Origin of the sequence: Chondromyces apiculatus DSM 436, from assembly GCF_000601485.1 — a bacterium.
Taxonomy (GTDB): Bacteria; Myxococcota_A; Polyangia; order Polyangiales; family Polyangiaceae; genus Chondromyces; species Chondromyces apiculatus.
Genome location: NZ_ASRX01000072.1, coordinates 31,757 through 43,549 on the forward strand (window position 1 = coordinate 31,757; position 11,793 = coordinate 43,549).

General features: G+C 70.8%; 10 protein-coding genes. 4 read left to right on the forward strand and 6 right to left on the reverse strand.

Annotated features, from left to right (window positions below; translation table 11 throughout):
* Positions 1–103: 103 nt before the first annotated feature.
* The 4 genes from CAP_RS34550 to CAP_RS34570 are packed head-to-tail and all read right to left on the reverse strand — an operon-like array spanning position 104 to position 5,266.
* Entirely contained in the window at positions 104–994 is an 891-nt protein-coding gene (locus CAP_RS34550; RefSeq protein WP_231511864.1) for a phytanoyl-CoA dioxygenase family protein, read from the reverse strand.
* Complete coding sequence (locus CAP_RS46195) at positions 994–2,265, reverse strand: aromatic ring-hydroxylating oxygenase subunit alpha (protein ID WP_052376520.1); 1,272 nt, start codon at positions 2,263–2,265, stop codon at positions 994–996. Before CAP_RS46195 ends, CAP_RS34550 begins: the two co-directional genes overlap by 1 nt.
* On the reverse strand, positions 2,262–3,296 hold the full coding sequence (locus tag CAP_RS34565; RefSeq protein WP_156041407.1) for a hypothetical protein: 1,035 nt from the start codon (positions 3,294–3,296) through the stop codon (positions 2,262–2,264). The genes CAP_RS46195 and CAP_RS34565 overlap by 4 nt, the downstream gene beginning before the upstream one ends.
* Positions 3,293–5,266, reverse strand: coding sequence for a B12-binding domain-containing radical SAM protein (locus CAP_RS34570; RefSeq protein ID WP_052376521.1), 1,974 nt, complete (start codon positions 5,264–5,266; stop codon positions 3,293–3,295). Before CAP_RS34570 ends, CAP_RS34565 begins: the two co-directional genes overlap by 4 nt.
* A gap of 194 nt (positions 5,267–5,460) precedes the next feature.
* On the opposite strand from CAP_RS34570, the gene CAP_RS54390 reads away from it, so the two are divergent.
* The gene (locus CAP_RS54390; protein ID WP_231511861.1) at positions 5,461–5,799 is read left to right on the forward strand and encodes a response regulator; all 339 of its coding nucleotides are present in this window, start codon (positions 5,461–5,463) and stop codon (positions 5,797–5,799) included.
* Positions 5,800–5,975: 176 nt separating this feature from the next.
* On the opposite strand, the gene CAP_RS34580 is transcribed toward CAP_RS54390, so the two are convergent.
* On the reverse strand, positions 5,976–6,617 hold the full coding sequence (locus tag CAP_RS34580; RefSeq protein ID WP_231511862.1) for a TetR/AcrR family transcriptional regulator: 642 nt from the start codon (positions 6,615–6,617) through the stop codon (positions 5,976–5,978).
* Positions 6,618–6,822: 205 nt separating this feature from the next.
* Between CAP_RS34580 and CAP_RS34585 the strand changes: the two genes are divergently transcribed.
* From CAP_RS34585 to CAP_RS34595, 3 genes are all read left to right on the forward strand, one after another.
* Positions 6,823–8,721, forward strand: coding sequence for a potassium transporter Kup (locus tag CAP_RS34585; protein ID WP_044248798.1), 1,899 nt, complete (start codon positions 6,823–6,825; stop codon positions 8,719–8,721).
* Between the two features lie 146 nt (positions 8,722–8,867).
* Entirely contained in the window at positions 8,868–9,572 is a 705-nt protein-coding gene (locus tag CAP_RS34590) for a hypothetical protein (protein WP_156041408.1), read from the forward strand.
* On the forward strand, positions 9,569–10,216 hold the full coding sequence (locus CAP_RS34595) for an RES family NAD+ phosphorylase (protein ID WP_044248801.1): 648 nt from the start codon (positions 9,569–9,571) through the stop codon (positions 10,214–10,216). Before CAP_RS34590 ends, CAP_RS34595 begins: the two co-directional genes overlap by 4 nt.
* Here the strand turns inward: CAP_RS34595 and CAP_RS34600 are convergent.
* Positions 10,186–11,691, reverse strand: a complete 1,506-nt coding sequence (locus tag CAP_RS34600) for a citrate synthase family protein (protein ID WP_231511863.1) — start codon at positions 11,689–11,691, stop codon at positions 10,186–10,188. The two genes, CAP_RS34595 and CAP_RS34600, sit on opposite strands and share 31 nt — an antisense overlap.
* Positions 11,692–11,793 lie beyond the last annotated feature (102 nt).

The following is an 11,793-nucleotide window of genomic DNA, read 5'->3' on the forward strand; positions in this document are numbered from 1 at the left end:
CAGACGCCTGGCTAACACTTTGAAGGACAGAGATTCTGGTAGACGATCATGCGTTTGTATACCCTGCAACAGGGTCGTAACCCCTTCGTCAGCCAAGGTGGAGTCATCTACCCTCGGGAGCGCGAGTCGCCGCCCTCTGTTGCTCGTCCGCTTCGGCAAGGCGCGTGAATCCCCCGGGCGGCGCCTGGATCCAGCTCGACGCCTGCATCCGCGATCCGGCGCCGAGCGCGTGCGCGATGAACGCGCGCCGTGGCCGGTCCGAGCGGTTGGGACCGGAGGCGTGGTACGTGCGCCCGTGCGCGAGGATGATCGTCCCCTTCGCCGCCGGCAGCAGCACCGCGCGCTCGGGGTGACGTGGCGCGGGCAGCCCCTGCGTGCGCCCCAGCGAGACGTAGCCCTTGTCGCCGAGCACCAGGCGCGTCCCCAGCCCCTCGCGGTGGCTGCCGGGGATGACCGCGAGGCAGCCGTTCTCCTCGTCCATGTCGTCGAGCGCCACGAACGCCAGCACCAGCGTGTCCGGCTCTGCGCTCAGGTACCAGGAGTCCTGGTGGAAGCCGAACTGGACCACCTCGCTGCGCGGCTGCTTGTAGATGACCGCCGTCTGCACCACCACGGCCGGCTCCGGCGTGATCGCCGCGAGCGGCCCTGCCACCGCCTCCGACCGACACAGCGCCCCGAACTGCGCGTCCACGCGGTGCAGCCCGTGGCCGATGCGCGTCACCGCCCTCTCCCAGCTCTCCGGCGGCAGCGCGCGGGGTGGACCCACCGCGGGATCCAGGAACACCTCGACCTCGTGCGCCGAGCGGCGGAGCGACGCCCAGAACCCCGCCTCCTCGGACACCCCGCGCTCCCCACGCGCGTGCTCCCCGGCCACGCGCAGGATCAGGTCCGACACGTGTGCGCAGAGCGCCTCGCACGCCTCCCGCGGCACCGCGTCCGGCAGCACCAGGTAGCCCTCCTCGGCGAAGGCGCGCCGCGACCCCTCGTCGAGCATCACCCGCGAGGCCCCGGCCGCGCCGCCCGCTCTGTCTGCGCCGCCCCCTCCGCCCCGAAAAGGTAATGATCCAGCCCGCGGTGCATCGTCTCGATCGCCGCTTCCCCCTCGGTGAGGAGCAGCTCCGCGACCCCGCGCGACGCCATCCCGCGCTGCAGCTCGGGGAGCAGATCCACATCGGCGCCCATCACCGGCCCGAGCGGCGCCTCCCCGTGCTTGATGCGCCGCCGCGCCGGCACCGCCCGCGCCCCCGCCCGCCCCGCGGCCCCGGGGCTCGCGCGCTCGTATGCCTGCTCGTCGAAGTACATCTGCTGCGGGTCGTGCGGGTGGGGCCGGTGCCGGTAGATCTCCAGCGTCCGCAGCGTGAAGTTGAGCTGCACGTTGGGGAACACGTAGTACTGGTGCTTGTCGAGGAGCTGCGTGTCGTCCAGCCCCCGGAGCGCCATCCCCTCCGCCCCCGCCCGCGCCTTCGCCGCAGCGAGCAGCGCCGGCCTCGCTGCCGCCGGGTTCCCCGCGAACTGCGCCGGATCCAGCCCGCTCTGCCGCAAGAGCTCCCGCAGCGGCCCCGCGACGGTCCCCGCGTGCGGCGTCCCTGGCGATGGCGCCCCGATCGGCACGGTGATGCTCCCGTGCAGCCCCAGGCGCTCCACGACGATCTGCGTATCGTCCACCACCGCGCACAGCTCCGGGTGCAGCACCCGCAGGTGGTACGCCTCGTTCGACACGTCCGCCGAGGTCTTCCAGTTGCAGGCAATCTCCACGGTCTGATCGTGGGTGAGCCGGTACGCCTCGGCCTCGTACGCCAGCAGCCTTGGCAGGAGCGGCCCGAGGAAGGTCTCGAGCGGCTCTGGATCGTCCGCGAGGCACACCCACACGAACCCCCCGAGCACCTCGCAGCGCACCTCGGGCAGCCCCCGCGGCAGCGCCTCGCGCGGCGCCTTGACCCCGGGCGCCTGCAGGAGCGCGCCATCGAGCCCGTAGGTCCACGCATGGTAGGGACAGCGAAACCGCGCCGCCCGCCCTTGATCCTCGGCGCACAGCCGCGTCCCCCGGTGCTGGCAGACGTTGTGGAACGCGCGCGCCTCTCCCCCCTCGCCGCGCGTGACGAGCAGGGTCTCCGCGCCGGTCTCGAACGTGAAGAAGCTCCCTGGCCCGTCGAGCAGCCCGGCGTGTCCCGCGAGCAGCCACACCCGCGCCCAGAGCCGCTCCTGTTCGAGCAGCATGAACTCCCGGCTCAGGTAGCGATCCTTGGCGATGCGGATCAGGCTCACCGCGCGACCTCCGGCCCGAGCACGTAGTACAGGTTCACCTTGTCGTCGCGCCCCACGGGCGTCGACAGCCGCCTCGGCACCAGCGGCACCGCCGCCTCCAGCCGCGCGAGCGCGCTCCCTTCACCCCGCGCCGCCACCGGCAACAGCGCCCGCAGCGCGGGCCAGCCGAGCCCCGTGTCCCCGACCGCCACGTCGATCTCCACCGGCCGCTCCACCCCCGCATCGTCCGGCCCCTCCAGCCGGTGAATGGCGAGCACCTCCCGGAGCACCGCGCCCCCCGCCCCGCCAGACGCCCCTGCCTGCGCCGTGGTGCGAGGCTTCGTGGAGAGCGCCTCGCCGAGCGCCTCGCCGAGCGCTTCCAGCAAAGGCACCGGCCCGATCCGCGCCGCCACCTCGCGGAGCGGCACGCGCGCATGCCGGAGGTAGAGCTTGGCCCCGGTCAGATCCCCGTGCGCGCCGAGATCCAGCCCCACCAGGTGCAGCGCCGCCCCCACCGGCAAGCGCCCCGCGAGGCGCGCCCCGAGCAAGCGCTCCGTGAGCGCCACCGCAGCGTCCCCGGCCCCGTCATGGAGCTGCAGGTACAGCTTGATCCGCAGCGCCCCCGGCCCATCGTCGGCGAGCCCGAAGATCGGCTGCACCACGGCCGGATGCCGCGCGGCGCGCACCACCCGTTCGACCTGCGCGGCGACCGCTCCCCCGAACGGCCCGCACAGCATCCGCAGCGCGTCGGCCCCCTCCTCGGCGCCTCCACCGCCTGCGCGCCCGCGGAACCCCGGCAGCCCGTACGAGAGCCTGCGCCACGATGCGCGCCCCTTCTCCCACGACAGCGAAGGCTCCAGCACGTCCCCGAACCGACCGCGATCCTCCTCGAACCGCGCCAGCACCCGCGCGAGTGAGATCGCCACCGCTGGCGCCGCCTCCCCTTGCCAGAGGCCCCACGCCGCGAACAGCTCCCGGTAGGCACCCGTCGTGGCGTTGCGCGACAGTGGCCCCCTGTCCTCGCCCACTGCTGGGGCGGGGACCGCGCTCACGGCGCCACCGGCAGACGCCTCACCGCCTTGACCGCCGGCACTGCGGGAGACGACGACACCGCGCTCGTATCCACAGGCGCGGCCCCATGCGCCTCCGCGCCCTTGCCTCCTGCGCCGTTCGCGTCGCCCACGCGGCTCGCGTTGTCCGCGTCCACCTCGGCCGCGCCGAGGCCGAGCACCTCCCGCGCGCTCCCGTGCAGCCGCCGGAGCACCCGATCGAGCAGCCGCCCCGCTCCATCACTGAGCCGTCCCCCGGCCGCCATCCGGTAGGTGAACGCCACGCCGTCGATCACCTTGTACGCGCGTGGCATGGTCGTCGCGGGCGTCGCCTCCACCACCACCGACGCCTCGCGCGTCTTCACGGTCAGCGTGAGCCGCGCCTTGCCATCCGTGATCGTCGAGATCTCCACCAGCGACCACAGCCCGCCGGTCACCTCCCGCAGCACCGACGACACCTTCTCCCGCACGTCCCGCAGCGCCTCCGACCCGGGCTCGCTCTGCGCCACGACCCGCGCCGTCCCCACGCTCGCCGTCTTCACGCTCGCCGTCTTCACGCTCGCCGTCTTCACGCTCGCTGCCCGCGCACTCGCTGCCCGCGCGCCCGTCGTCCGTGCGCTTGCCGTCCGCGCGCTCGCCGCCCGCGCCGCCGCCCGCTCCTGGGCGTACTTCGGCGCCGGGAACGACCACATGTCCGCCGCGATCTCCCCGTCCACCCGGCCCACCTCCTCGACGAGCCAGGCGCGCTCCTTCGCCAGCGCCTCCTCCGACCAGCCGAGGCACGACTGCATGCGCAGCGTCAGCGGATCGAACGTCATCGCGGAGGACGGCGCCGCGCGGGTCATCAGCGCGTCCGGCAGCACCAGGCAGTGGAACACCCGCACCTTGCACGGCAGCTCCCTGGCGCGCTCCACCGTCTTCCGGAACGCCTCCGGGCTGTCGCCGGGCAGCCCCAGGATGACCTCCACCTCCACCTGCGCGAGCCGCGAGAGATCCTCGATCACCTGCCCGAAGCGCGACTCCTTGAACGGGCGCTGGTTCGTGTCCAGCGTCTCCTTGTTGAAGGACTGTAGCCCCACGTCGAGGCACGCCCGCGGCACCCCGCTCAGGAACTCCAGGTGCTGCTCGGTGAGGTACGTCGGGTACACGCACGCGAACAGGATCGCCTCCCGGAACAGCCCCACCTGCCGCTCTGCCGACGCCAGGTTGCGGAACGCCCGCGAGTTCAGGTTCAGCGCCGCGTCCACGAGCTGCGCGCTCGGCGCTCCCGCGTCGCGCAGCGCGGTCAGCTCCGCGACCAGGTACTCCTCCGAGAAGATCCGATCCGGCCGGTTCAGATCCCCCCACTGACAGAACGCGCACGACAGCGGACACCCCCGGTACGTCTCCAGCGGCACCGTGCGGCCCCCATGAATGAGCCCCATCCGGGCAGGAGAGGGGAGGGCGTCGAGCTGCATCAGCTCGGGCGCGGGTGCGGTCGCCACGAACCCCCCCGCCGAAGAGATGTGGAGCCCGGGCACCTCCCGCAGATCCTCTCGCCCCCGCGGCCGCGCATGCACCAGGTCCCTGAAGATCAGCTCCCCGTCCGTCACCACCAGCGCGTCCACATCGGCCACTGCCGCGCGCCAGGGGGGGAGCGCGAACATCGCCGGCCGCGCCGACGGCCCCCCGAGCACGATCACCCGCCCGGGCTGCGCGCGCTTCAGCCGCCGCGCCACCTCCAGGAACGTCGCGAAGGACCAGGTGTAGGTCGAGAACCCGACCACCCCTGCGTCGCACGCCTCCACCTCGGCCACCCAGGCCTCCGGATCCCGGCTCTGGGACTCGACGAGGTGCACCTCCACGTCGGAGAGCCGCGGATCGTCGAGGAGCGCGGCCTGCAGCCGCCGGACCCCGTAGCTGAACGGCGTGTAGTCGTTGCCGACGATCCCCGGCTCCATGGAGAGCAGCGCGACACGGCTGGGATCGGGCATCCATGCCAGGCTACCAGGGGGCCCGCCCCTCCGTCAGCCTGGTGCGCCCGGTCCGACGCGGGCACATCTCGTGCGGGCACACAGATCTGCGTGGCACCTCAGAGCTGATCCGGGATTTCCCTGATTCGCCACCCCGGCGTTGTGACGTACAAATTGACCCTCTCGTGACGGGCCATCGCAAAACGATTCTGGTCGTGGACGACGACCAAGACATCCGGGACACGCTCACCGAGCTGCTCACGGACGAGGGCTACTCCGTGCTCAACGCGTCGAACGGGGAAGAGGCCCTGGCCACGCTGCGCACGAAGGAGCGGCCCGATCTCATCCTCCTCGACCTGATGATGCCGGTGATGGATGGCTGGCAGTTCCGCGCGGCCCAGCAGAACGAGCCGGGCGTGGCCGACATCCCCGTGGTGGTCGTCTCGGCGACGCCCAAGGACGACAAGGTCCAGAAGCTCGGCGCCGCGCAGCTCCTCAAGAAGCCCATCCGCCTCGAAGAGCTGCTCGACGCCGTGTCGCGCCACATCTGCTGACCGCCCCGAACCCCTGGATGTCGTGCTGTCTGGGCACCGTGCCTCACGCGCCTCACGCGCCTCACGCGCCTCACGCGCCTCACGCGCCTCACGCGCCTCACGCGCCTCACGCGCCTCGCGCGGATGATCCACCCGCCTGATCGCCTCCCCTCCGCCTGCGCCTCCGTGGCGCCAGCTCAACCCGCCTTGGCGGCCGGGACCTCGTTCGTGACCGGCCGGTCACGAATCGCGCGGGCTTCCGGGGTGAGCATCCCGTCCTGGAAGAGCCGGTGGACCTGGGTGCACCAGGCCAGCAGATCGGGCCGCTTGTCCTGCTGGATGAGCTCACGCACGAGCCGCTCGTAGCCGCCCGACAGCACCGCGGCTGCGAGCACCGGATCCAGATCGGGCCGGTAGAGGCCGATGGCGATCCCGTCGCGCAGCCACCGCTCCGTCCTGCCGCCTACGCGCGTCGCGAACTCGTCGATCAGGTAGGCGTACGGCGCGCCGCCGCCGCCCGCGAGCATCATCCGCAGGAGCGAGCGGTTCTGCCAGCAGAACTCCAGCACCGCCACGTGGTGCTCGCGCAGCCGCTCCAGGATGACCTCGATCGAGCACAGGGCGCCGTCGTGCAGATTCTCCGGCGGCTCCGTGCAGCTCGCGAGCCGCGCCACGAAGCCCTCCACGATCTGCTGGAAGCAGTCCTCCTTGCTCTTGAAGTGCAGGTAGAATGCCCCCTTCGACACCCCCGCGCGCCCGGTGATGTCCTCCACGCGCGCCCCTGCGAGGCCCCGCTCCGAGAAAACGGCCTCGGCGGCCCGGAGGAGCTCGATCTTCACCCGACGATCAGCAACGCGCGGCATGGTTGACTGACGGGTCAGACTGCGGGTCTCGCGTGGAACCGTCAAGCCTCTCGCGTCAATTGTTTTCGCAGACCGCGCCGCGCGCGCTGGTTCGCACCATGCTGCGGCGCGGCAAGCAGCCTCTTCCCGCGCTGAATCCTCCTCACGGGCGCCTCGGGGAGCCGACTAGGATGCGCCGCCGATGACGACGCAGACGACGGCGCATGCCGGAGAGGGTGCTTCCAGCTCCAGGACATGGGCGCTCATGCTCGCCGCGCTCGGGGTCGTCTACGGCGACATCGGCACGAGCCCCCTCTACGCCGTGAAGGAGTGCTTCAGCCCCGCGAGCCTCCACCGCGTCGCCACCACGCCCGCCAACATCCTCGGCGTCCTCTCCCTCGTCTTCTGGTCTCTGATGATGGTGGTCACGGTCAAGTACCTGGCCTTCATCACCCGCGCCGACAACGAAGGCGCGGGCGGCATCCTCGCGCTCCTCGCCCTCGTCCCCACCAAGCCTGGCGGCGGACGTGGCCTCTTCATCCTCGTCGTGCTCTTCGGCGCCGCGCTCCTCTACGGCGACGGCGTGGTCACCCCCGCGATCTCCGTCCTCTCCGCCATGGAGGGCCTGGAGATCGCCACCTCCAAGCTCAAGCCCGTCGTCGTCCCCATCACCTGCGCCATCATCCTCGCCCTCTTCCTCGTGCAGAAGCGCGGCACCGAGGGCGTGGGCAAGGTCTTCGGCCCCGTCACCCTCCTCTGGTTCATCGTCATCGCCGTCCTCGGCCTGAAGGAGATCGCGGGCAACCCCGGCGTGCTCGTGGCCATGTGGCCGGGCTACGCGGTCGACTTCTTCGTGCAGAACAGGATGCACGGCTTCCTCATCCTCGGCTCCGTGGTCCTCTGCATCACCGGCGGCGAGGCCCTCTACGCGGACATGTCCCACTTCGGCCGCGGCCCCATCGTGCGCACCTGGTTCGCCATCGTCTGGCCGGCGCTGCTCCTCAACTACTTCGGCCAGGGCGCGCACCTCCTCGCGCACCCCGACGCCGCCGTGAACCCCTTCTACGCCATCGTCCCCTCGTGGGCCCTCTACCCCACGGTCGCCATCGCCACCGCCGCCGCCGTCGTCGCCTCTCAGGCCCTCATCTCGGGCGCCTACTCGCTGACCCAGCAGGCCGTGCAGCTCGGCTACTTCCCCCGCGTCACCATCGTCCACACCTCCAAGACCGAGCACGGCCAGATCTACATCCCCGAGATCAACGACATCATGCTTGTGGTCTGCCTGCTCCTGGTGCTCGCCTTCCGCAGCTCCAGCGGCCTCGCCGCCGCCTACGGCATCGCCGTCACCGGCACCATGACCGTCACCACCATCGTCTACTACGTGGTGGTGCGCGAAGCCTGGGGCTGGCCCGTCTGGAAGGCCGCCCCCCTCGCTGCCCTGTTCCTCGCCTTCGACGTCCCCTTCTTCGTCGCCAACTGGGCGAAGTTCATCCACGGCGGCTGGGTCCCCGTGGCCTTGAGCCTCGCCATCTTCATCGTGATGACCACCTGGAAGACCGGCCGCAAACACCTCGCCGAGGTCTTCCGGAGCTCCCTCCTCCCGCTCCCCACCTTCCTCGACGACGTCAAGAACACCGCCCCGCACCGCGTGCGCGGCACCGCCGTCTTCATGGCCTCGAACCCCGACGGCACCCCTCCCGCCCTGCTCCACCACTTCAAGCACAACCAGGTCCTCCACGCCCAGGTCGTGCTCCTCTCCATCCAGGTCCTCAAGGTCCCCGAGGTCCCCGCCGAGCGCCGCGTCACTGTCGCCGAGCTCGGCGAGGGCTTCTTCCAGGTCACGGCCCTCTACGGCTTCATGCAGACCCCCCACGTCCCCTCGCTCCTCGAAGCCTGCAAGGCACACGGCCTCACCGTCGACCCGCACCGCACCAGCTACTACCTGGGCCGCGAGACCCTCCTCACCACCGGCACCTCCGGCATGTCCCGCTGGCGCAAGGCCCTCTTCGCCTTCATCTCCCGCAACGCCCGCCCCGCCACCTCCTACTTCGGCCTCCCCCCGAACCGCGTGGTGGAGCTGGGCATGCAGATCGATCTGTAGCGTCGGTGCGTGGATGAACTCTGGAGCGTAGTTACGCGCTCGGCTTCCAGAGCACTTCGCAATCAGCCTGTCTTTGTGCGGCGCTGCGCTGCTTCGTGCAGCACTGTGCTGTTGACGGGTCAGAGCTGCAGCGACAGAGTTTCTTCATGCCCATGACGAAGGATTCGTCCGCTGTCACCAGCGAGTCGGGAGATCTCGATGCCTCTTCGGGCGTGGAGAATGAACTGTCCGTCTTCGCCGAGAAGCTCGTCGCCAAGCACCTTGGAAAGGTCGAGCGGACTCCTCATCAGGCCAAGATCCTCACGCGCAACCTGGCGCGCTCCCTCGATGCAGTCACACAGATCGTGACCGAGTTGAAGTTCGAGGAACTGATCAAGATGGACAGCCAACCGAGTGCTGCAATGGCAGTCCTTACCGCGTTCAGGCAGCCGAGTGCTGGCAGGACGTTTCAGGACCCGCTCGCACCTGCTCGTGCCAGAGCCGTGGAAGGGGTGAAGGAGATTCTCGCTGCAGAGGGAGGAACACTCCAGGTTGAGGAAGCGGCGACGCAACTCGGAATCACGCCTGCGGAACTGGAGCAGCGTCGTGCTGCAGGCAAAGTGCTCGGCGTAGAACTTGAACCAGAGGGCTATGGCTATCCATCCTGGCAGTTCATCGGGCCTCATATGCTCCTGGGCATCGAGGAGATCATGCCGCTCCTTGCCGACGACCCCCCTCTCGCACAGATGCGGTTCTTCCTGACCAGCAACCCTCGGTTGCAGGGGAAGAGCCCGTTGCAGATGCTGCGCCACGGCGCGGTCGACAAGGTGCGCAAGGCCGCCCTCGTCTTCGGAGAGCAGGGCGCTGCATGAGCGAGGCCGTGAAGGGATCCCATCCAGATCCTCCTGCCGACTGGAAAGGCCGCTCGCTCCCCATCACAGAGTACGAGCATGGCTGGTTTCGCATTTACAGACTCAAGCATGACCCTCTGTTCTTCAGTATCTCCAACGAGAACCGCTTCGACGCACCCTCGGAAGAGTTTGGTGTGCTCTATGTAGCGAAGGACATTCAAGGTTCGTTCATCGAGACGCTTGGCAGGCTGCCCGAGAACCGCACCTTGGAACGGGCAGAAATCGCGGCGCGCGGCCTGTCCATGATCGTGCCGAAGCGACCGCTCCTCCTGGTCGACCTGACGGGTGCGGGGCTCGCCCGCATGGGCGCAGATGCACGTCTGACGACCGACATAGAGAACACCTATGAGTCACCACGGCGCTGGTCGCTCTCGATACACGAACATCCGAGCAAACCTGACGGCATCGTCTATCTGTCGCGTCTCGATCCAAGCTGCTTCTGCGCAGCTCTGTTCGACCGTGTGAAGTCAGAACTCAACGTTGAGAAGCTCGGGGCACTCACCGAATCCATCCACGCGGAACTTCTCGGCGAACTCCTGGACAGGTATGACTTCGCGCTCCGAGATCCCTCTCCTCACGGCGAGCCTCCTGCAGGCCCCGTGTAGCGCGCGCGGGGTCGCAGCAGGAAGCCTGCCGCGCGCTGCTCGAAGACGTGCGCGATCCACCCGACCGCGCGCCCGACCGCGAAGAACCCCGCCGCCGCGCCGCGCGGCAGGTCGAGCGCCGTGGCGAGCGCCACCAGGCCCACGTCCAGCGTCGGCGGCGGCTGCCCCGCGGCCCGCATCGCCTCCATGAGCGCGTGCAGCACCGCGAGCCGCGCCCCACGCGGCCTCCAGCCGGGCCCGCGCACGACGCCCGCGAGCGTCGCTTCCCGGCCCACAGGAGGCCCGAGCTCCGCGCCCGCATCCAGCGCCCACGCCGTCTCCAGGAGCAGCGCCGCGCGCGGATCGACCTCGGGGTAGAGCGGGTGCCCGAACCCCACCACCTCCTCGCCCCGGGCGATCCGTGACCGCACCAGCGCCGCGGCGTCCTCGGCGCCCCGCACCTCGTCGAGCTGCTCCTCCAGCCGATCGCTGCACCCTCCGTGGAGAGGCCCCGAGAGCGTCGCGATCCCTGCCGCCACGCAGGCGTGCATGTCGGCCCCCGCCGACGCCGCCACCCGCACCGCGAAGGTCGAGGCGTTCAGCTCGTGATCGGCCGAGATCACCAGGGCACGGTTGATCGCGCGCGCGGCGTCGCTGGAGGACACCTCGTCCGGGGACACTTCCTCCGACGATGCTCCGCTGGGTGCCGCCTGCCGCAGCGTTGGCGCCCGCAGCACCCGCAGCACCCGCCTTGCCACCGAGCGCTCCGACAGCGCTGCCCGGACCGACTGCACCGCCTCCGCGTCACGTCCGAGCCCCACCAGCGCCGCGAGCGCCCCGACGATGGCGCGTCCCCGCGCGCGCTCGTCCTCCAGCGCCACGCCCTGGCCCGCGACCCACCCATGCGACGGCTCCTGCGCGCCGAGCGCCGCGATGGAGAGCCCGAGGGACGCGAACGGATGCGCCCTCTCCGGCAGCAGCGCCGCGATCCCCTCGACCGGCAGCGCTGACGACGCTGACGACGCTGACGACGCTGACGACGCCGCCGCCGCCGCCGCCGCCGCGCCCTCCCACGCGGCCTCCCACGCCGCCTCTCCGCCGTCGTCCGGCAGCGTGCCGGTCCAGAGCAGCTCTGCCACCGCCTCCAGCGGCACGTCGGCCTGCGCGAGCCCCACTGCGTCGTGCCCGCGGTACATCGGCCCCCGCGGCCCGATCCCGGTGAGCGCCGACTCCAGCACCGGCTCGCCCCACCGCAGCGCCCCTGCGGCCACGGGCCCGTGCCCCGACCGCGCGTCGCTGCGCACCTTGAGCCGCTCCACGTCCGCGCGCAGGTAGAGCCGCGCGCGCCCCCGACCCGACGGCGCGCCCCGCAACAGCCCGCGGCTCACGTAGGCGTAGAGCGTCTCCCGCTTCACCTCCAGCAGGGCCGCCGCCTCCTCGCCCGTCAGGTAGTCGGATGGTTGATTGTCGATTCGAGATTGATCAACCTTGCCCACTCCCCAACATTATCCGTGTCCGCGCAGCATGCGCGAGACGTAGCGAGACGGTGCGAGACGGTTGAGGCGCGCGACGCGGGGCCATGGCGGCCTGCCGCACGG